22 protein-coding genes, 3 tRNA genes and 2 pseudogenes are annotated in these 19,956 nt (G+C 50.2%); 6 read left to right on the top strand and 21 right to left on the bottom strand.

The window, feature by feature from the left end; all coding sequences use genetic code 11:
* Nucleotides 1-17: 17 nt before the first annotated feature.
* Both araH and ACLJRH_RS01980 read right to left on the bottom strand, forming a co-directional pair.
* Nucleotides 18-199, bottom strand: a pseudogene (gene araH, locus ACLJRH_RS01985) (L-arabinose ABC transporter permease AraH); the annotation flags it as partial.
* A 228-nt stretch (nucleotides 200-427) separates the two neighbouring features.
* Nucleotides 428-985 carry a DJ-1/PfpI family protein gene (locus tag ACLJRH_RS01980; RefSeq protein ID WP_000754801.1) on the bottom strand — a complete coding sequence of 186 codons (558 nt, stop codon included), beginning with the start codon at nucleotides 983-985 and terminating at the stop codon, nucleotides 428-430.
* 550 nt (nucleotides 986-1,535) lie between these two features.
* Here ACLJRH_RS01980 and ACLJRH_RS01975 point away from each other — a divergent pair.
* A complete protein-coding gene (locus ACLJRH_RS01975; RefSeq protein WP_000741707.1) occupies nucleotides 1,536-2,039 on the top strand; it encodes a non-heme ferritin-like protein in 504 nt (167 codons plus the stop codon).
* Between the two features lie 178 nt (nucleotides 2,040-2,217).
* On the opposite strand, the gene ACLJRH_RS01970 is transcribed toward ACLJRH_RS01975, so the two are convergent.
* Nucleotides 2,218-2,856, bottom strand: coding sequence for an RpiB/LacA/LacB family sugar-phosphate isomerase (locus ACLJRH_RS01970; RefSeq protein ID WP_000684804.1), 639 nt, complete (start codon nucleotides 2,854-2,856; stop codon nucleotides 2,218-2,220).
* 255 nt (nucleotides 2,857-3,111) lie between these two features.
* On the opposite strand from ACLJRH_RS01970, the gene ACLJRH_RS01965 reads away from it, so the two are divergent.
* Complete coding sequence (locus tag ACLJRH_RS01965) at nucleotides 3,112-3,447, top strand: YecR-like lipofamily protein (protein ID WP_000803229.1); 336 nt, start codon at nucleotides 3,112-3,114, stop codon at nucleotides 3,445-3,447.
* A gap of 239 nt (nucleotides 3,448-3,686) precedes the next feature.
* Nucleotides 3,687-4,184 (top strand): non-heme ferritin, encoded by a 498-nt coding sequence (gene ftnA / locus ACLJRH_RS01960; protein ID WP_000920619.1) that lies wholly within the window; start codon nucleotides 3,687-3,689, stop codon nucleotides 4,182-4,184.
* A 45-nt stretch (nucleotides 4,185-4,229) separates the two neighbouring features.
* Here the strand turns inward: ftnA and ACLJRH_RS01955 are convergent, their stop codons facing one another.
* Nucleotides 4,230-4,469, bottom strand: a complete 240-nt coding sequence (locus ACLJRH_RS01955) for a YecH family metal-binding protein (RefSeq protein WP_000377241.1) — start codon at nucleotides 4,467-4,469, stop codon at nucleotides 4,230-4,232.
* A gap of 226 nt (nucleotides 4,470-4,695) precedes the next feature.
* Between ACLJRH_RS01955 and tyrP the strand changes: the two genes are divergently transcribed.
* Nucleotides 4,696-5,907: a tyrosine transporter TyrP gene (tyrP, locus tag ACLJRH_RS01950; protein ID WP_410958002.1), complete on the top strand. Its 1,212-nt coding sequence runs from the start codon at nucleotides 4,696-4,698 to the stop codon at nucleotides 5,905-5,907.
* Between the two features lie 74 nt (nucleotides 5,908-5,981).
* Here the strand turns inward: tyrP and ACLJRH_RS01945 are convergent, their stop codons facing one another.
* The 10 genes and pseudogenes from ACLJRH_RS01945 to uvrY form a co-directional block, all read right to left on the bottom strand.
* A complete protein-coding gene (locus ACLJRH_RS01945; RefSeq protein WP_000781521.1) occupies nucleotides 5,982-6,647 on the bottom strand; it encodes a YecA family protein in 666 nt (221 codons plus the stop codon).
* 238 nt (nucleotides 6,648-6,885) lie between these two features.
* A complete protein-coding gene (locus ACLJRH_RS01940) occupies nucleotides 6,886-7,212 on the bottom strand; it encodes a glucose-6-phosphate dehydrogenase (protein ID WP_000240837.1) in 327 nt (108 codons plus the stop codon).
* Between the two features lie 212 nt (nucleotides 7,213-7,424).
* Nucleotides 7,425-8,864 carry an SH3 domain-containing C40 family peptidase gene (locus tag ACLJRH_RS01935; RefSeq protein ID WP_077909934.1) on the bottom strand — a complete coding sequence of 480 codons (1,440 nt, stop codon included), beginning with the start codon at nucleotides 8,862-8,864 and terminating at the stop codon, nucleotides 7,425-7,427.
* 213 nt (nucleotides 8,865-9,077) lie between these two features.
* Nucleotides 9,078-9,409: pseudogene (locus ACLJRH_RS01930) on the bottom strand (hypothetical protein).
* A gap of 250 nt (nucleotides 9,410-9,659) precedes the next feature.
* A tRNA-Leu gene (locus ACLJRH_RS01925) sits at nucleotides 9,660-9,746 on the bottom strand.
* 11 nt (nucleotides 9,747-9,757) lie between these two features.
* Nucleotides 9,758-9,831, bottom strand: a tRNA-Cys gene (locus tag ACLJRH_RS01920).
* Nucleotides 9,832-9,883: 52 nt separating this feature from the next.
* A tRNA-Gly gene (locus ACLJRH_RS01915) sits at nucleotides 9,884-9,959 on the bottom strand.
* A gap of 151 nt (nucleotides 9,960-10,110) precedes the next feature.
* Entirely contained in the window at nucleotides 10,111-10,659 is a 549-nt protein-coding gene (gene pgsA / locus ACLJRH_RS01910; RefSeq protein ID WP_001160192.1) for a CDP-diacylglycerol--glycerol-3-phosphate 3-phosphatidyltransferase, read from the bottom strand.
* 56 nt (nucleotides 10,660-10,715) lie between these two features.
* On the bottom strand, nucleotides 10,716-12,548 hold the full coding sequence (uvrC, locus tag ACLJRH_RS01905) for an excinuclease ABC subunit UvrC (RefSeq protein WP_001529256.1): 1,833 nt from the start codon (nucleotides 12,546-12,548) through the stop codon (nucleotides 10,716-10,718).
* Nucleotides 12,545-13,201 carry a UvrY/SirA/GacA family response regulator transcription factor gene (uvrY, locus tag ACLJRH_RS01900; protein ID WP_000611323.1) on the bottom strand — a complete coding sequence of 219 codons (657 nt, stop codon included), beginning with the start codon at nucleotides 13,199-13,201 and terminating at the stop codon, nucleotides 12,545-12,547. The genes uvrC and uvrY overlap by 4 nt, the downstream gene beginning before the upstream one ends.
* Nucleotides 13,202-13,512: 311 nt before the next feature.
* Between uvrY and ACLJRH_RS01895 the strand changes: the two genes are divergently transcribed.
* Both ACLJRH_RS01895 and ACLJRH_RS01890 read left to right on the top strand, forming a co-directional pair.
* Nucleotides 13,513-13,668 (top strand): hypothetical protein, encoded by a 156-nt coding sequence (locus ACLJRH_RS01895; RefSeq protein WP_023137488.1) that lies wholly within the window; start codon nucleotides 13,513-13,515, stop codon nucleotides 13,666-13,668.
* Nucleotides 13,665-13,889: a DUF2594 family protein gene (locus ACLJRH_RS01890; protein ID WP_000106483.1), complete on the top strand. Its 225-nt coding sequence runs from the start codon at nucleotides 13,665-13,667 to the stop codon at nucleotides 13,887-13,889. The genes ACLJRH_RS01895 and ACLJRH_RS01890 overlap by 4 nt, the downstream gene beginning before the upstream one ends.
* A gap of 66 nt (nucleotides 13,890-13,955) precedes the next feature.
* Here ACLJRH_RS01890 and sdiA read toward each other — a convergent pair whose 3' ends face one another.
* The 7 genes from sdiA to ACLJRH_RS01855 all read right to left on the bottom strand — a co-directional run bounded on the left by sdiA (nucleotide 13,956) and on the right by ACLJRH_RS01855 (nucleotide 19,764).
* A complete protein-coding gene (sdiA, locus tag ACLJRH_RS01885; RefSeq protein WP_001157169.1) occupies nucleotides 13,956-14,678 on the bottom strand; it encodes a transcriptional regulator SdiA in 723 nt (240 codons plus the stop codon).
* A 231-nt stretch (nucleotides 14,679-14,909) separates the two neighbouring features.
* The gene (gene tcyN, locus ACLJRH_RS01880; protein ID WP_001273033.1) at nucleotides 14,910-15,662 is read right to left on the bottom strand and encodes an L-cystine ABC transporter ATP-binding protein TcyN; all 753 of its coding nucleotides are present in this window, start codon (nucleotides 15,660-15,662) and stop codon (nucleotides 14,910-14,912) included.
* The gene (tcyL, locus tag ACLJRH_RS01875) at nucleotides 15,659-16,327 is read right to left on the bottom strand and encodes a cystine ABC transporter permease (RefSeq protein WP_001158238.1); all 669 of its coding nucleotides are present in this window, start codon (nucleotides 16,325-16,327) and stop codon (nucleotides 15,659-15,661) included. The genes tcyN and tcyL overlap by 4 nt, the downstream gene beginning before the upstream one ends.
* A gap of 20 nt (nucleotides 16,328-16,347) precedes the next feature.
* A complete protein-coding gene (dcyD, locus tag ACLJRH_RS01870) occupies nucleotides 16,348-17,334 on the bottom strand; it encodes a D-cysteine desulfhydrase (protein ID WP_001128188.1) in 987 nt (328 codons plus the stop codon).
* A 153-nt stretch (nucleotides 17,335-17,487) separates the two neighbouring features.
* Complete coding sequence (gene tcyJ, locus ACLJRH_RS01865; protein ID WP_023223114.1) at nucleotides 17,488-18,288, bottom strand: cystine ABC transporter substrate-binding protein; 801 nt, start codon at nucleotides 18,286-18,288, stop codon at nucleotides 17,488-17,490.
* 146 nt (nucleotides 18,289-18,434) lie between these two features.
* Entirely contained in the window at nucleotides 18,435-18,986 is a 552-nt protein-coding gene (gene fliZ, locus ACLJRH_RS01860) for a flagella biosynthesis regulatory protein FliZ (protein ID WP_000218082.1), read from the bottom strand.
* Nucleotides 18,987-19,044: 58 nt separating this feature from the next.
* Nucleotides 19,045-19,764, bottom strand: a complete 720-nt coding sequence (locus ACLJRH_RS01855; RefSeq protein WP_001087453.1) for an RNA polymerase sigma factor FliA — start codon at nucleotides 19,762-19,764, stop codon at nucleotides 19,045-19,047.
* Nucleotides 19,765-19,956 lie beyond the last annotated feature (192 nt).

The raw sequence follows: 19,956 nt of genomic DNA, 5'->3' as shown, positions 1-19,956 counted from the left end.
ACTGCTGCCAGAAGGATTCAGCCGCGAACCACGTACTGTGCAAAAGGTGAAATGTTGAACAGGTTCATCGCGTTCTCCACCGTTCCTGATATCAGTACGCTCGCCACCACATATGAGACTTTTCCGAGGCCGCCTTTCAGGAATCCCCCCCTAAGACACACGCAGAAATAACGATTAACTCATAACCCAGGGAAGTCATTGACCAGCTTTAGCGTTTTTTATGTAGGGTAAAGTCAAACGATTCTTGTTAGAGAGGACGTAAAACGGTGCACTATCTTTCATTCATTAGATAAATGCTGATGGCAGGAATAGTTTTAGCGAAAAATGACATAACCCAGAGCGAATTCATCAGCCAAAAGGCAGGAAAGCCAGCACATTAATCCATAACATCAGCCAGCTAATCCTTACGGCCCTGGGTGAATAACGATTACCAGGAATAATAGATATGTTCAGCCTGTTCGCGAACCGGCACATCGTCTCCCAGCAGTCTGGCGGAAAGGGTTAGCGCGAAATCAAAGACATGCCCCAAGCCTTTGCCGCTAATTAAATTACCATCTTCAACAACGGGCGCATCCACATAGACACCTTCCGGAACCGCTTTCCACAGGTCGCCGGAACAGACATAACGACGCCCCTTCAGCAATCCGTGAGCACCCAGCACCCTTGCCGCCGCGGAACAGATAGGACAAATTAATTTGCCTGCCGCATCATGACGCGCAACGAAAGCGATCACCGCCGGATTAGCCGCCAGATTAGCGCTCCCCTGCGGACCGCCCGGCAGCACTACCGCATCGAAAAGCGCCTGCTGGCGTTCACTCAGCGTGCTGTCCGCAACCATAGGAATATCATGGTAACTCACCACCGCCCGTGATTCAGCACACGCCAGCGTTTCGACGTCGATATGCAAACGTCGCAGAATATCAAGAGTAACAATGGCCTCTGCTTCTTCAAATCCTGGTGCCAACAGCACCGCGACCTTTTTCATTGACTGCTCCTTGTTAACGAGTCACCCATCAAAACTGCGCTCAACCGAATAACGTGCTCGTATGATTAATGACATTAAAAATGATCTACCGCAAAATCGGCTAGTTTATAAAAACAGGCATATTTGCTCTCAACCGTTTATGCGTGTGATATCCAGACTGGCTAATGTTTATTTTATTGAAATTACCATACTTGAAAGGCTTACCCCATGATCTGAAACAATGTTTCACAAATTACAAATCTATATAATATCATTTAACTTTCAAAGTGTTGCAACTGCTCCACACCAAAAATCATTACACCTGAAAAAATCACACCGCTGAAAATGTAAAAAAAGATAAACAATTGCATTTAAGGATTTTCTTATTTTTATTGACGCGCTATTCTCATTACCGATCGATAAACAGGAAATGAGATCGCATAAGGGACTGGCGGAACGGAGTTCTTCTGCTAAGAGTATTTATTGTGCATAGAGGTAAGAATGTGACAACGACCCGTTGCATTCTCGTCTGTCATGCACATCAACACTTTCTGGAAATAAGGATATTGTTATGGCAGCTGTAGGAATGGTTCAAAAGCTCAACACGCCAATGAACCTTGAGTTTTACGCATCAAATCTTTACCTCCATCTAAGCGAATGGTGTTCTGAACACAGTTTAACAGGCACCGCCACCTTTCTTCGTACCCAGGCGCAAGGCAACGTGACGCAAATGATGCGCATGTTTAATTTTATGAAAAACGCCGGCGCCACCCCTATCGTTAAAGCCATTGACGTTCCGGGTGAAGAGCTCTGCTCTCTGGAAGAATTGTTCCAGAAAACCCTGGAGGATTATCAGCAACGCGCCAGCACGCTGTCGCGTCTGGCAGATGAAGCGAAAGCGCTGAATGATGCCTCAACGCTCGATTTTCTCCATACCCTGGAAAAAGAGCAGCAGCAGGATGGCGTACTTTTACAAACTATTCTCGAAGAAGTTCGCAGCGCTAAACGAGCAGGGTTATGCCTGGCGCAAACCGATCAGCATCTCCTTAACGTTGTGACCTATCAGCATCACTGATAGCGGCACACCGAGCGACAATATTGAGACGTTATTAGCCGGATAGCAACGCGAAGCAGCTTATCCGGCCTACACCGTTTCTGGTCTGTTTGCCAGAGGTGGCGCCTGTCGCTACTGGCGTATTATCGGCACATCATGCCAGCCGACAGGCGCGAAACGTCTCTGTCTTGTCTGGGCATTACCCCAGCATCTCACGTACAAACGCTTCTATTTCTTTATTCTGGCCGTTTTCAAACAAACATTGCTGGAAACGCGGCCCTGAAACCGCCGTTTTAACCAGTTCAGGATCGATAGCCCGCAGTGTATCCAGATAATTCTCTTTGACGACCGCGGCCTTAACCTGGTTCAAAATGCCCGCATTGCGTACCTGCGGCGCTTTGCGCTCAGGCGGATACCCCTCGCCTTTACGCCCGGTAAACGCTTTTTCAAAGATGAAACGCACGTTCAGCTCAGCGCCCCAGCCAAAGCCTTTCGCAAATGGCAGGGACAACGCATTGCCGTTGTTGATCTGCGCAAACAGAAAAGCATCTGCCGGATCGATGCAATAGCCACAAATGACACCAGGATGAATATTTAACGACATCAGCGCGCCCTGCCCGGTGCCACAGCCAGTAACCACAAAATCAACCGCGTTTGCATTAAGCAGAATACTCGCCATGATGCCTAAATGAATGTACGTCAGGTGATGGTCATTTTCGTCGCACATGCCGACGTTAAAAACCGGAAATCCCTTTTCATTGGCGACGGCGCTAAGTTCGTTATAAATGATGGCATTTTTGCTGGCCTGGCTATTTTCCATCATCAGTGCAATTTTCATCGTGTTCCTCCTGAATGCAGACGGCCGCGCCTGCGTAAATCATGACGTTTTTCCCACATTACACATTTGCGAACACACATTCAAATTTAATGAAACGAAGTTTCATTAAATGAAAAGACGCTCACACATTTTCTGTTCCCGCTGTAAACCCCCTGCCGTTACCTTTAATCAAGGCGAATCCGTAAGTTATTCCAGCCATTGACGGTGCAAGACACGAGGTAGCATGGTCTGATACCGAATTGTCGGAGCGATTTTATGAAGCCTCTTATTTTTACTCTTTCACTGCTAGCCCTGACGGGATGCACCATTACTCGACAAGCGCAGGTCAGCGAAGCCAGCCCGATAAGCGGCATCGTGCGCCTGACGTATAACCAGCCGCTATTTTTTACTTCACGGACAGATGACTATGTATCTCACGGGACCGCAACACGCGAATGCCAGCAGATGGGCTATGCCGATGCCGTTTCGTTTGGTCAGCCGGTAGGAACCTGTAGCATTTATGCGGGCTCGTTGTGTCTGAACACCCGATTTACCCTCTCCTGGCAGTGCCGGGGCGTTGCCGTCCCGCAAATCATGCCGCTTTATTATTAAGGCGGCTGGCTTAACGCCGACACCATCTACAATGGAGGAGAGTGCAAGGTCGCTATTGCCAGCATGAAGGTGCTGGCTTTCCTTTATTTTTATACACTATACACTGGCGTTAATGCGTTTTATTCCCATTCGTATTTTTAATAATTAAATTTAATATTTTACCTTTTGCAAATAATAAAATAACAAATTATAGTGGCGCCACATTACTGTATATCTTTTGCTATTTGTGGAGCGGAACCATGCTGAAAACAGAAATGATCGACAAACTGAATGAGCAAATGAATCTGGAGTTGTACTCCTCCCTGCTCTATCAACAAATGAGCGCGTGGTGCAGCTATCACAGTTTTGAAGGCGCGGCCGCATTTCTTCGTCGCCATGCGCAAGAAGAGATGACGCATATGCAGCGCCTGTTTGACTACCTTACCGATACCGGAAGCCTGCCGCGCATTAATACCGTTTCTTCGCCCTTCGCTGAGTACACCTCACTGGATGAGCTGTTCCGCGCGACCTATGAGCATGAGCAGCTTATTACGCAAAAAATTAATGAACTGGCTCATGCCGCAATGACCAGCCAGGATTATCCGACATTTAATTTCTTGCAGTGGTATGTGGCAGAACAGCATGAAGAAGAAAAACTGTTCAAATCTATTATTGATAAATTAACGCTGGCGGGAAAAAGCGGCGAAGGGCTTTATTTCATTGATAAAGAACTCTCCACACTGGATACGCAAAATTAATCCAACACGTCCTTACACGGTGAGACGAGCTCTCACCGTGGCGTATTAGTGGCGGCAGATTTTACTCTCATGCGTTGAAAAACCGTCCTCCACGGCAATAAACTTTCCTTTCGCCGCCAGAAACACGACCAGTTCCGCCGCCGTCATATCTGACGCTGAACAGGTGTGAAATCGTGCCCGCTCGCCAAAGCGCGCTTTTATTGCCGCCTCCAGCGAGGTATGCGTGTACTGCTCGCCCGACTCAATCATCATATTGAGTACTTCGTGACCGTGAATGGAATCCATAACCCCTCCTGAATAAAACTCGTAGCCTAATGTGTCCGTGTGCGAGCGACTTTGCGCTAGCGCAGGTTTGCGGCGGTTGTCCGCGTCTCTTCCCATATTCGCTTTTATGCCCGGAACTGTAAATTTTACAGTACACCCATTGTAACGACCATTTGACGAAAATAGCGTAATGCCTTACCCTGCGCCGCGGATATCACCGTTCTTTGTTACCGGGGTAGTAGAAAGCGTGAAAAACAGAACTCTGGGCAGTATTTTTATCGTGGCAGGCACCACTATCGGCGCCGGGATGCTGGCAATGCCGCTGGCAGCGGCTGGCGTTGGTTTCAGCGTCACGCTGGGATTGTTGATTGGCCTGTGGGCGCTGATGTGTTATACCGCGCTACTATTACTGGAGGTATATCAACAGGTTCCGGCAGATACCGGGCTGGGCTCGTTGGCAAAACGCTATCTTGGACGTTACGGACAGTGGCTTACGGGATTCAGTATGATGTTCTTAATGTATGCGCTCACCGCCGCCTACATTTCCGGAGCCGGAGAATTACTGGCATCCAGTATTAATAACTGGCTTGGCGCCACGCTCTCGCCCGCTGCCGGGGTGCTGCTGTTCACCTTTGTTGCCGGTGGGGTGGTGTGTGTGGGCACCTCGCTGGTCGACCTTTTTAACCGCTTCCTGTTTAGCGCAAAGATCATTTTTCTGGTCATCATGCTTGCGTTGCTCACGCCACATATTCATAAAGTAAATCTTCTTACGCTTCCTTTACAGCAGGGGCTGGCGTTATCCGCCATACCGGTCATTTTCACCTCGTTTGGTTTTCACGGAAGCGTACCGAGTATTGTGAGTTATATGAACGGCAACATTCGCCGGCTGCGTTGGGTCTTTATGACGGGTAGTGCCATTCCGTTAGTGGCCTATATTTTTTGGCAGCTCGCCACGCTGGGAAGTATCGACTCGCCGACATTCAGAGGGCTACTGGCCAGCCATGCCGGGTTAAATGGCCTGCTGCAGGCACTCAGAGAAGTGGTCGCTTCGCCACATGTCGAACTGGCGGTCCACCTGTTCGCCGATCTGGCGCTGGCGACCTCTTTTCTGGGCGTAGCGCTAGGATTATTTGATTACCTGGCCGATCTATTCCAGCGCCGCAGTACGGTGTCCGGACGTCTGCAAACCGGGCTGATTACCTTTCTGCCGCCGCTGGCGTTTGCGCTTTTCTACCCACGTGGATTTGTGATGGCATTAGGCTATGCCGGCGTAGCGCTGGCAGTGCTGGCACTGCTCATCCCTGCTATGCTGGTCTGGCAATGCCGTAAACAGAGCCCTCAGGCGGGATATCGTGTGGCAGGCGGCACGCCAGCGCTGGCGCTGGTGTTTATCTGCGGCATTGTCGTGATTGGCGTCCAGTTTTCGATCGCACTGGGGTTCCTGCCCGATCCAGGTTAATGCCAGGCAAAGATTACCGGGCCCGGACGCCGTCCAGGCTCGATAATCATCACGCTATGGCCGTTTACGAGCCATTAATGCAGGCAGCACTGCTTAAATTTTTTGCCACTCCCGCATGGACAAGGATCGTTACGCCCCACTTTCACCTCTGCTTTTATCGGCATCTGTAGCGGCGTCGTGTGCGGATGCGCCATCCACCAGGCATGAAGCTCAAGCGCCGCGATACGGATAGCGTCAACGCTTTTATCGAACGCTTCCGGGCTCATTTTATCCAACAGCGCAAAGTTTTCTTCAGTGCCGTGTAAGGCAATCGCTTCCAGCGCCGGTTTTAGCGTATCCGGCAAGTCAGACCAGTCGGACAGCGACACTCCGCGCATGTAACCAAAGCACCATTCTTCAACAATCGTTAATTCATGGCCATCAACTTCTCGCAGGCCAAACAGCGGCTCGAACTGTTCTGGATAGTCTTCAAGCCGGGCGGCTGTGTCCGCCATGTGCTGGAACACCAGATCCATAAATCGCGTCATTTCTTTTTCAGATGTCCAGCGCGGTACGTACGCGGGTCCCCCCCATATCGCGACCAGCCACTGTTCCGGCTCGATGGGACGCGGAGAACTTAGTACCGCAGTAATCAGACCGTCCAGCTCCGCGACATCCAAAATGGCCTGATCGGTATTGTATTTCGTCAGCACATCATCCAGCCATTCCAGCTCGTTCTCGTTTAATGGTTCCATTTTCATAACGCTTTTCCTCAGTGATGACTTCCGCCTGTAGGCCTCTTACATTGCAGCGGATAAAAATAATTTTTTTGCAGGCAGTTTGGATGGCAACCATCAGGGGCCAGATTAACACGAAATGAGGAGGATTCCGGAAGTTAACGCACAAAAGGAGGATCAGGGCGCAGATTTTCCGCCAGGAAACGCTCGCCCCACACAAAAGCGAGAGATGGGTTTCTCGCTATATTATACTCATGCTAACTTATACCACCGCCGCGGACAGATAAAACCGCCCTCTCAAATAGAGCTTATTTTCAGTAAAAAAGTGTTTAATGAGTTCGTCTACCGCTTCTCTGTCAGCAGAAAAGGTTATTTCCATAAACAGCGTATCGTACCCTATTTTGATATTTTTTTTCTTACAGTAAACACGGATCTCATCCTGCACACTCAGCAACGGCAGGCTAAATGTGTATAGCGGTTGCGGTTCTTTTTTCGCCGCTTTCTCAAAAACTTTAGTGACCAGATCCCCAAGATCGCGCTCTGACCGGGCACCGTTATTAAAATGCAATAAATTACGTCTTTTTACCACCCAGCCTCCAGCCAGATACCGCCAACAATAACTCTCACTTCAATGTGTGAGGCACATAATCACATCCAGAATCAGCTCCAGATAGTATTTCAAATAAACAGCCCGCACTATAGCGCATACTTTTTTCAGACACAGTTTACAGGGATACTCTCTTTATATCCACGCGCACGGTTGCCTTAATCATGTCTTCCGCGATAACACAGTTTGTCAACCTATTCTATATAACCAAGCTTAAACAGAACCTTACCAGCCAGCGATATCAGCTCAGGATTTTCAGGATAAAAACGCAGTAACGGCAAAAATACCGCCTCACCGATAATGCTCCGGCTATTAGCATGGTTTGGGCGCAATCCCCAGATATTCTGATAAGTCATCGGCACGACCTGCCCATTCATGGTTGTGTTACCGATATACAGCATAATATGCCCTGGAATATAGACCAACGTAGTAAACGGTTTTCCGTATCTGGTGAGATAATCGATCCGCATTTGGGGATTTTTATGACTAAGATCGACCACCCGTCCAGCAGACTCTACCTGCGCGGATGAATGTCTGGGCAGGTATATGCCAAACGGCATTAACAGGCTGCGGACTTCGGCTGAACAATCATTATAAAAGTTAAAATTTCCCCAACCGTAGGGGGCGCCGTGCATTGCTTTCATTAGCACGGCGATATTTTCCGGCGTCATTTTCCACGGCATAGCCGTAAACTCGTTACCGCTTAGCCAGACCCAATGGATAAACGCACGACCATTGCTATCGCGAACTGGCGCCGCAATCAGGAACTGGCCCGCCCGTTGATGTCGGAACGGTAAAATAGTGCCCGGTCGCCCGGTGAAATAATAGACGCCTGCGGCATGGACAGAAACCGGCGCGTTGATAAATGCCCCCAGTTGCTTATGAGCAAGCAAAACCCACTGTGTTATAAATTTCTGATCCGCACTGGCAATATCTTCACTATGAACCCAGCCAGTTACCGCTGGTGAAACGACATATTGCCAGCGTTGGTCTTTGCTCTTCGTCAGCGTATAGACCGGCGTACCGGGACGCAGCGAAGACATTTGTAAATTATCAAACGGGTACCCCTCGCCCGCCTGACGGGGATCGTTAAAGAGCGGGTCGTCCGTTGGCAGCGCTCTGACTAAACTTTCCCTGACCATAATGCCTCGCCGGGAGGCATTATAGATATTGTCAATCTGCGTATCCGTATTCCCTCTAACCCCCTCTTTCCAGCGAGAGGTATAAAGTCTGAAGTTTTCCCCCCAATAAGCACTGCCGTCGCTAAGAAACTGCTTAATACTGGCATCCCGCGCCTGTGCTGCGTTTTTTTTCAGCAATGCGGTAATATAAAAACCATTCCACGGCGAGTGCGCTTCACTGTCCATTCCGAAATAATGAGATTTTAGTGCGTTAAAGTAGCGTTGTTGGGTAGCACTATCAATAACCGGAATAGTGTGATCAGCCGAGTCCGGAGGTATCCATTTATCAACCGACTGTGAATAATCCGCTAACGGAAAGCGTGTTTTTGTCGGGTCAATATAGCTCCCTGTGAGAGTTTCATCTTTGGCTGTTGATCGGTTGGTCGTCTGGTGGCAAGCGGTGAGGCACAATGGTATCAATAAAACGGCCCAGGTTTTCTTTTGCATCATCATCTCCGTAAAGCGGGGAAGGCATAATATAGAGACTGACCAAAACCGCCATTCACGAAAACCCGAAATTATCTGTAGTTGACCTGTTATTAAGACAATATTGCAAAACGTGATTAAAGCATGATGCGGATCACATTACCTTATGATGAATATTAGTTCGCTATCTACCTTTAATTAAATTGTGCAGAAAACACCCCTGAACAATTATATACTCGTTTAATTTGCATAAATACTCCACTGCCCCGCCCCTGTTTTTTTCAGACAATACATACTGTAGCGCGTCAGCTCTACTTTTTTTATATACTCTGCAAAATCGTTTTCATCGACGTAGCCAATAAAATTACGCGCATCACATGTCGAAGAGGAAAACTCGCCTGGAAGAGAGTAGGTTGCGATTGCACTCTCAGGCTCATACAAAATAAAAAAAAGTAAAAAAGCGCAACCTACAATCCCAATATTAATGAAGCTAATAAACAATTTTGCATTATCGGTATATTTCACTGGCAGACCTACTCACTTTATAAAGCAGGCATAAAACATATCAGCATTTTTTATAGAGATTAATGGATTTTATCGGCTGATTTACCCGACGTTTAGTATTTACCAGGCATAAGTTCTTGCGGGTCGGTAGCACATAACTGTTGTACTGGCAGAAATGCCGCTACCGATGTTTTTTTACCGTGTATCGCGCTGGAAAGTTCACGCTCGCGGTCGGCATACAAATTGAAGACACAAAAAAACCACCCGTAGGTGGTTTCACGACACTGCTTATTGCTTTGATTATTCTTGTCTTTCCCATGGTACCCGGAGCGGGACTTGAACCCGCACAGCGCGAACGCCGAGGGATTTTAAATCCCTTGTGTCTACCGATTCCACCATCCGGGCTCGGGAAAAATTGGAGGCGCGTTCCGGAGTCGAACCGGACTAGACGGATTTGCAATCCGCTACATAACCGCTTTGTTAACGCGCCAAATTTTTTTGGCTTTTCAGCCAGCATCCGCTTTACGCCAATGCTTTTAAACTGGAGCGGGAAACGAGACTCGAACTCGCGACCCCGACCTTGGCAAGGTCGTGCTCTACCAACTGAGCTATTCCCGCAGTATCAAGCAACTTTGTTAATCACTTGATTTTGTTATCGTCTGGCAATCAGTGCTGCCGTTCGATGCGTTGCATTCTACTTACCTGACGCACTGAGTCAACGATATTTTTCGTCACTCACGATCGTTTGCTGAAATTTGCGGCGAAACGATCACTGATCAAGCAAATCTCCGCGTGCAGCGCTCAAATATTGCAACATGGACCACAACGTTAGCACCGCTGCAACAAAGAAAAGCGCGATCCCGGCATACTCTACCCAGATATTCGGACGCCACAAGAGCCACGCCAGCGCCACCATCTGCGCGGTAGTTTTGACTTTACCGATCCAGGAGACCGCTACACTACTGCGTTTGCCCAGCTCAGCCATCCATTCACGCAGAGCAGAGATAATAATTTCGCGGGCTATCATCGTCGCCGCAGGTAACGTCACCCACCAGCTATGATAATGCTCGGTGACCAGCACCATGGCGATCGCCACCAGCACCTTGTCGGCGACGGGGTCGAGGAAAGCGCCGAAACGCGTACTCTGGTTCCAGCGTCGCGCCAGAAAGCCGTCAAACCAGTCGGTAATAGCGGCAATACAGAAAATCAGCGCGCTGACCATCGGCGCCCAGGCGAACGGCAAATAAAACACCACGACAAAGAATGGAATCAGGATGACGCGAAACAGCGTGAGCAACGTAGGGATATTAAATTGCATAGTGACGGGTAACTATCTGTTGTCAGTGAAATTACCCCTATGTTGCTACAGTGGCCTCAATGTTTCAACGACCAGAAGATCTTTTCTGCCAGACCTTGCGAAATACCCGGCACTTTTGCAATTTCTTCTACGCTGGCGTTACGTAGTCCTTGCAAACCGCCCATATATTTCAGCAGCATCTGGCGACGTTTAGGCCCAACGCCTTCAATAGTTTCCAGCGTACTGGTATTTTTAACCTTTGCGCGTTTTTTACGGTGTCCGCCGATCGCGTGATCGTGCGACTCATCGCGAATATGCTGAATAACATGCAGCGCCGGCGAGTCCGGCGGCAGGCTAAACCCCTCGCCTTCCGGTTCAAAAAAGAGTGTTTCCAGACCGGCCTTTCTGTCTGCGCCTTTGGCGACGCCGAGCAACAAAGGGCGATGCTTATCCCAGGGGACATCCAGCTCAGCGAAAACGGCTTTCGCCTGGGCGAGCTGCCCTTTTCCGCCGTCGATCAGAATAACGTCCGGAATCTTACTTTCTTCTATGGCCTTGCCATAACGCCGACGTAGCACCTGATTCATCGCCGCGTAGTCATCACCCGGCGTGATGCCCGCGATATTATAACGACGATACTCGGCGCGTAACGGCCCGTTAGCGTCAAATACCACACAGGATGCGACCGTTTGCTCCCCCATGGTATGGCTGATGTCAAAACACTCCATCCGCTTGATAGCAGGAAGTTTTAATACCGCCGCCAGCGCAGTCAAACGCTGCGTGATGGTGGACTGCTGCGAGAGTTTAGTGACTAAGGCCGTTGCCGCGTTGGTCCGCGCCAGCTTGAGATAACGGGCGCGATCGCCGCGCGGTTTTGTCTGGACATGAATACGCCGTCCGGCAAGTTCCGACAACGAATCGGCGAGCAGCGTTTTATCGCTAAGATTAAAATCGAGTAGAATCTCGCCCGGTAGCGTGCGCATCTGGCTACCCTGCAGGTAAAACTGCCCGACAAAGGTTTCCACCACTTCGCCCAGTTCCGTACCGCCAGGTACTTTTGGAAAATAGCTGCGGCTGCCCAGCACCTTACCCTGGCGAATAAACAGCACATGCACACAGGCCATACCCGCATCAAAAGCCACACCGATCACGTCGAGATCGTCGCCCGCATTGGAGACAAACTGTTTTTCCGTGACCCGGCGTACCGCCTGGATCTGATCGCGAATACGCGCCGCCTCTTCAAATGCCAGATCCTGGCTGGCCTTTTCCATCCGGGCAATCAGCTGTGTTAAGACCTGGTCGTCCTTACCGGACAAAAACAACCGGACATACTCCACCTGTTGCGTGTACTCCTCCTCGCTGACCAGTCCTGCAACGCAGGGGCCTAAGCAGCGGCCAATCTGGTATTGCAGGCAGGGACGCGAGCGGTTGCGATATACGCTGTTTTCGCACTGGCGGATAGGGAAAATTTTCTGTAACAGCGCCAGCGTTTCCCGCACGGCATAGCCATTAGGAAATGGGCCGAAGTACTCGCCTTTCGCATGTTTGGCGCCACGGTGCATCGCCAGACGCGGATGGGTATCGCCGCTCAGAAAAATAAAAGGATAGGATTTATCATCACGCAACAACACGTTGTAACGCGGTTGATACAACTTGATGTAATTATGCTCAAGCAGCAGCGCTTCCGTTTCGGTATGCGTTACCGTGACATCAATGTGTTGAATTTGCGCAACTAGCGCTTCGGTTTTACGCGAAGCCAGGTTGCTGCGAAAGTAGCTGGAAAGACGCTTTTTCAGGTCTTTTGCTTTACCGACATAAATAACCGTACCGCCGGCGTCATACATACGATAGACACCGGGTTGGCTGGTAACGGTTTTCAAAAACGCCTTTGCGTCAAATATTTCACTCACTGGCTTGTTAACGTCTCCGCATTACACAGGCCATGGCGGATTGCCAGGTGAGTCAGCTCAACATCACCATGAATGTTTAATTTACTGAACATACGATAGCGATAGCTGTTCACCGTTTTAGGACTGAGATTCAGCTGTTCTGAAATCTCATTGACCTTCTGACCCTTGGTGATCATCAGCATAATCTGCAACTCGCGTTCAGACAAACTGGCGAACGGCGTTTCCGTTTTTGCAGGCTCGATCTGACTGAGCGCCATCTGCTGAGCGATATCGGAGGCGATATAACGTTGTCCGGAATACACCGAACGAATAGCGCTCACCACCTCCTGAGGCGCAGCGCCTTTGCTGAGATAGCCAGCTGCGCCAGCCTGCATCACTTTGGCGGGCAACGGGTTCTCCGTATGGACGGTCAGCATGATCACTTTGATATCCGCTGTCGATCGGGCAATTTTACGCGTTGCCTCAAGGCCGCCAATACCGGGCATGTTCATATCCATCAGCACGACGTCAACGGCGTTAGTACGGCACCATTTTACCGCATCCTCTCCGCAGCACGCTTCACCGACAACTTTAATGCCCTTTATATCTTCAAGAATGCGTCGTATCCCTGCGCGCACCAGTTCGTGGTCATCAACAAGAAGAACGTTGATCAAAGGAATATCTCCAGAATAGGGATAACGCTACTGATAGTTAATCGTCCTTATATTAGCTGGTTTTATCTCAACTTTGAAACGTAAAAAAACACCGGGTATTCGATTTTGCTCTCGTTTTTGGAAATTATGTTGTACGTCATGTGGCAACTGCCAACGTTGTAGCCCCTTCTGGCGGCGCTGTCCCGGGCTGATATTTCATAATGGTGACAAAAATTTCACGTTCCGCTGTCTAAACACTAATTAGAGAATCAACTTTGTAACAATAATTAACGAGTGAAATACGCGTAATAAACAAAGAATGAAGAAAATATATGCATCACGCGGCAACGTTTATTTTGTGGGTAAACCTTCCTCTTCTTGATCAAAAAACAACCACTGCTATTTTTAGCGTAGCTTATGGTATACTCCGCCGCCTTAACATCTGCTATCGCACATTTTCACTGAAACATAACGAGGAAAATAAATGAGTACGCCTGATTTTTCCACCGCTGAGAATAATCAAGAACTGGCTACTGAAGTCAACTGCCTGAAAGCCATGTTAACGCTGATGCTGCAGGCGATGGGCCAGGCCGATGCAGGGCGCGTGATTCTTAAAATGGAAAAACAGATCGCGCAGATGGATGATGAAGCACAAGCGGCGGTATTTTCCAGTACGGTTAAGCAAATTAAACAAGCTTACCGCCAGTAGTAAAAAACCGGCTGTTAGCATCGCTTTCAGCCGGTTTCGCGTCTGGCGCGAAGCATCGTCAGCACGTCATATCAGACCTGTCGCCGCAGCGTAGCAGGCAATCTGTGTTTTATTTGGCGCATTGAATTTCTTCTGCATGTTTTTCTGATGGAAGTTAACGGTATTTTCAGAAATCGACAGAATAATGGCGATCTCCGATGAGGTTTTCCCTTCCGCCGTCCACTTCAGAATCTCTTTCTCACGTTTACTGAAACGCATCTCAGGCGCCATCACCATGTCGTCTTCAAATCTTGTCAGCGCCGAAAGACTCTCCCGCGCCAGCAGTTGCAACCTCAGCTCCACTTCATCGTAGGTAAACGAGGAGCAGCGTAAACTGCTACGGGAGACAGATAAAAAGCCCAGCGCCCGGTTCGGCAACATCACACACTGGGTTACGCCTCTGCGTAATCCGAAACGCTGGGCGGCATCCCACATCGCCTGCGCTTCATGAAATAGCACGTCATCCCAATGTAAATGACCCTGCCTGAAATTTTCCGGCTTTAATACCGGATCGATCGCAAAATAGTTTTCGGACTGATAATGCGTTACCCACGCCGGAGGATAAGTGGTACGAAGCGATATTTTAGGCCGGGTAAAGGGAACGGGATGACGAACACACAAGGCATAATAATCAAATTCCAGCCGCTGTGTCTGATATTGCAATTCAGTATAAACATCCTCTGCTGCCGCCATCTCCTGAAAGCGTAACAACATTGCGCGTCGCCAGGTGAAGAAATCATTTTCCTGCATATTTTATGGTCACGCCTTTGATATTGATAATCATTATTATGAATGACTTAAATTAACACATAAATAGTGTTTATATATAAGAAATATCGGACGAAACGTAGAATACTTGAGCGGCATTACACTTTTTGGCTTCCGCCTGAGAGCGAGGTTAATAATCTGGCAGAATGACTTCATAATTATTCATTGCGCTCGCCCAAGGCGCGGCTAATTCGGGCGAGCGTTGAAAAGGCATTATTTCACTAAAAATTTCTCAAGGAACTGGCGGGTACGCGGATGCTGAGGATCGGCGAACAAGGTTTTCGCCGGCCCCTGCTCGACGATTTGCCCCTGATCCATAAATATTGCCCGATCAGCCACGTCACGCGCAAAGCCCATTTCGTGAGTGACGATCACCATCGTGCGCTTTTCCTGCGCCAGCTGGCGAATCGTATTAAGCACCTCGCCAACTAATTCAGGATCAAGCGCCGACGTCGGCTCATCAAACAGAATCACTTCCGGGCGCATCGCCAGCGCGCGTGCAATCGCCACGCGCTGCTGTTGCCCGCCCGACAGGCGGCGCGGATAACGGGTCTCTTTACCGGCCAACCCGACTTTGGCTAACAGTTCCCGCGCCAGCGCCGTCGCCTCGGCTTTCGGCTCTCCCTTTACAATCACCGGACCTTCAATGATATTTTCCAGCACGGTACGATGCGGGAACAGGTTAAAACTCTGAAAGACAAAGCCGACATGCTGACGTAGCTGGCGAATCAACCCTTTTTGCTGGCTGAATGGGCGGGCGGTATCGATGATAATATCGCCCACTTTAATGGTGCCCGCTTCCGGTTGCTCCAGCAGGTTAATGCAGCGTAATAACGTTGTTTTCCCTGAGCCGCTCGGGCCGATAATGGCGACGACTTCTCCGGGCTTCACCTCAAGGTCGATACCGTGCAGCACCGTTTGACCATGAAATTTTTTGACCAGGTTGGTGACTTCGATCGCACTCATTTTGGCTCTCTCTCCTGGCGGTTAAGCTGGTTTTCAAAATAGTTTTGCAGTGCCGATAAGACGGTCGCCATTACCCAGTAGATTAACGACGCGGCCAGATACATGGTAAACACCTCCAGCGTTCGCGAGGTAATTAACTGCGCCTGGCGGAACAACTCCGGCACCTGAATCGTCGCGGCGAGCGACGTATCTTTCACCAGGCTGATAAAGCTGTTGCTCAACGGCGGAAGCGCGACACGAGCCGCCTGCGGCAAAATAGCGCGACGTAGCGTTTGCCACGGCGTCATGCCAATGCTCGCCGCCGCTTCCCATTGTCCCTTGTCGATAGCCGAGATCGCCGCGCGCAGCGTCTCGGACGTGTAAGCCGCGGTATTGAGCGATAAACCAATCATCGCCGCCGGGATAGGGTCCAGCTCAATCCCAAATTGCGGCAGGCCGTAATAGATCATAAATAACTGGGCGATAAGCGGCGTACCGCGAAAAATCGAGATATAAAAGCGCGCCAGCCAGCGAACCGGCCATAGCGGAGACATCCGCATCAGCGCCAGCACAAATCCCAGCAGCAGACCAAAAAACATACCGCCAATACTCAGTTGCAGGGTAAAGACGGCGCCTTTAAGCAAATACGGCAGCGATTCAATAACCAGTTGGATACTTTCTTGCATTCGCGTTGATTACCTGGAGGTTATACATGAGGATGGTAGGCAAACAGCGCAGGCGCCCCACCGGTGTGAATAAAGAGAATCGGCCCGTCATCGTTAAAGCGTTTCTGGCTGATGCCGTCTATCAGACCCGCCATCGCTTTGCCGGTATATACCGGATCCAGCAGCACCCCCTCCAGGCTCGCCAGCAGTTTCACCGCCTCCATCCCCGCGTCATTTGGCACGCCGTACCCCGGGGCAAAATAGTCATCCCATAAATGAATATCCGCCGTCGCCGTCAGCGCCAGCTGACCGGCAATAGCCTGCTGCAAGGCAATTACTTTGGGTTTCTGCTCGGCGACAGAACGTGAAACGGTCACGCCAATTAGTTCGACATCCGGCATCAGATGTTCCAGCCCGACAGCTAACCCGGCGTGCGTTCCGGCGCTGCCGGAGGCCACCACTACCGAAGAGAGCCCGACGACCTCTTCACACTGCTGGGCGATTTCCAGGGCGCTCTCTACGTATCCCATTGCGCCCAGCGCGCTGGAGCCGCCGACCGGAATCACATAGGGCCTGAACCCTTGCGCTTCAATGCGCGTCGCCAGCGTTTGCAGCTGCGCATCCGGATCGGTTAGCGCATCGCACATCTCAATTTGTGTATTAAATAAATCCAGTAACAGGCGATTACCATTCGTCAGGTAATTTTCCGCGGTGGTACCGATTGGATTTTCCAGCAAAGCGACGCAATGCAGCCCCAATTTGGCCGCGACCGCCGCCGTCTGACGGACATGGTTTGACTGAATCGCCCCTGCGGTTATCAGCGTATCCGCCCCTTCTCGCAGCGCGTCGGCCACCAGAAACTCCAGCTTGCGCAGTTTATTGCCGCCCATTGCAATGGGCGTAACGTCATCGCGCTTAATGTAAATCTCACGGCCAAGATAATCAGACAATCGCGGCAGGTATTCGAGCGGGGTCGGCGCGCCGATAAGCTCCAGGCGAGGGAAGCGCGTTAAGTGATGTAGTGGCATTGAGCCTCCGGTAACGTTGTGGTGTGTTCTTTTTATTATGCACGTTGATCCAACGGAAATAAAAAAGGCGCCGATTCACGCGCCTCCGTCTGCTGACATAGTATGAGGTTGATATTGCCCGGCGGCGCTCTGCCTGCCGGGCAACGTAGAGCATTATTGGGTCACGTCAGCGCCAAACCATTTTTCAGAGAGCGCTTTTAAGGTGCCATCTTTTTGCATTTCCGCAATGGCGTTATCTACCGCCTTCAGCAAGTCTTCGTTGCCTTTACGTAACGCAACGCCGGACTCCTGACGCGAAAACGCATCACCGGTGACGGCCAGCGTACCTTTGGTTTTTTTCACCAGATCCAGCGCCGCCAGACGATCGACTAAAATCGCGTCAATACGGCCTACGCGCAGATCCTGGTATTTTGTAGGATCATCGTCATAAGTACGGATATCCACACCCTGAACATGTTGACGTAGCCACTCTTCATAGTTAGTCCCCAGCCCAACGCCAACTTTTTTGCCCTGCAGATCGGCCGCCGTTTCGATCGTGCCTTCATTGCCTTTTTTCACCAGCGCCTGAACGCCGGAGACAGTGTAAGGCGTAGAGAAATCATATTTTTTCTTGCGGACGTCTGAAATCGTGACCTGGTTTATCACTACATCAATGCGTTTAGCGTCCAGCGACGCCAGTATTCCGTCCCATTTGGTCGGCTTCAGCGACGCTTTAACGCCCAGATGTTTTGCCAACGCCTCGGCGAAATCGACTTCAAAACCGGTTAATTTGCCGTCTTCGCCCTGAAAGCTAAACGGCGGATAGGTACCTTCCAGCCCTACCAGCAGCGTGCCGCGTTCTTTAACTTTGTTCAGCAAACCCTCATCGGCAAAGCTCTTCGCGCTCATTCCCGCCACCAGCGCTACAGCCATTACTCCCATCAGTGCCTGACGTCCCAGCAGTGCTAATTTCATAGTAACCCCGAATATTGCCGTTAATGACCATAGACTGTGTCCCGCCATGGCGCATCGTCACGTCTCGCGAACCTTTGGGGGACTCAGCCTAATGTAGAAGGTTTGCCACGTTTCACCAACACGACTCTGCTACATCTTATGCTTTTTTAATATATATCAGAACTGGCGGTAAAGGGGGATTTCTGTCTGGGCGCAATCTGCTGATGCGCTTTATATTGCTGGTATTTACGCAGTGCGATACGGTAATTATTGGTGCTGGTTTGCGGCAACCATGGCGCCAGGCTTTCATCGAGAAAACCGTCCTGCAGCAGATCGTGGGAAATGTTTTGCTCGCTGAGGTAATTGCCAAGACGTCGTAAACGCACGACATATTCCCGCACCGTGCCATGGCTCATCTCGGTTTGTTCAAACAAATACTGCTTGAAACCGATAATATCGAAAAAATCACTCTGCTTTTTGCAGTGCAAATCGCCGCAAAAGCGACACAGCGCCACCCACTCCTTCTGCTCCCGCTGCCAGGCAGCGTCGTCAAGTAGCATATCCAGCTGTGAAATAGCGATTTTATTAACGATCTTGCCACGGCGAACCAGCGTAATGCGGTCGAGCAGTTTGTGACAATGCGCGCAATGCGTCTGGCTGTGTTTAAAGTCTTTAAGATAGCGGCTCAAGGGCCGCCTTTTAGGTTGCTGCACCGTCATGAGAACTCCTGGTAGTCTATACGTTGTGCGGCACTTTTCGGGTGCGACCATGCGCGACCTATAACTTACCCAGTTTGGTGCGTAATCGTTTGATGGCCTGACTATGCAACTGGCTGACCCGCGATTCGCCGACTTCCAGTACCGCGCCAATCTCTTTGAGATTGAGCTCTTCCTGGTAATACAGCGTTAACACCAGTTGCTCGCGTTCCGGCAGCGATTCAATCGCATCCATTACCCGCTGTCGCAGGTCGCCCTCCAGCAGTTGATGTAACGGGTTTTCCTGTTGATGTTCTTCAGTCACCAGTTCGATGCTATCGCCATGCTCTTCCCGCCACTCATCGTAAGAGAAAAGTTGGCTGTTGTTGGTATCGAGCAACATCTGACGATACTCCGCAACAGGGATGCCAAGACGTTCCGCCACTTCGGTTTCCGTCGCATTACGCCCCAGTTCCTGCTCCAGTTGTCCCATCGCCTGCGCCACTTCGCGGGCATTACGCCGGACGCTACGCGGCACCCAATCGCGGCTGCGTAATTCATCCAGCATCGCCCCACGAATACGCTGCACTGCGTAAGTGGTAAATGCCGTTCCTTGCAAAGCGTCATATCGGTCGACCGCATTTAATAACCCGATGCCGCCCGCTTGTAGCAGATCGTCCAGTTCCACGCTCGCCGGCAATCGCACCTGCAGGCGCAATGCTTCGTGACGCACCAGCGGTACATAACGCTGCCACAGCGAGTGTTTATCCATTACACCTTCAGCGGTATACAGTGAATTCACGATAAACAGCCCTGCGTTAAATGAGTTATCGGCATGATTATCCGTTTCTACAGAGGGTTCTATCGAAGGAATAAGGCTATAAAAGAAGGGTTATTTTACTTATGTAACCTGTAGCGCCTTTTTTGCGGCTCAAAGAGCAGAATAAAATCAGCCAGATAGGATAAACGGGATGCGCAAGCGCCCACCCCGAAT

Source organism: Salmonella sp. SAL04162 (assembly GCF_046551535.1).
GTDB lineage: Bacteria > Pseudomonadota > Gammaproteobacteria > Enterobacterales > Enterobacteriaceae > Salmonella > Salmonella enterica.
This window is presented reverse-complemented; position numbering and strand designations above follow the sequence as displayed.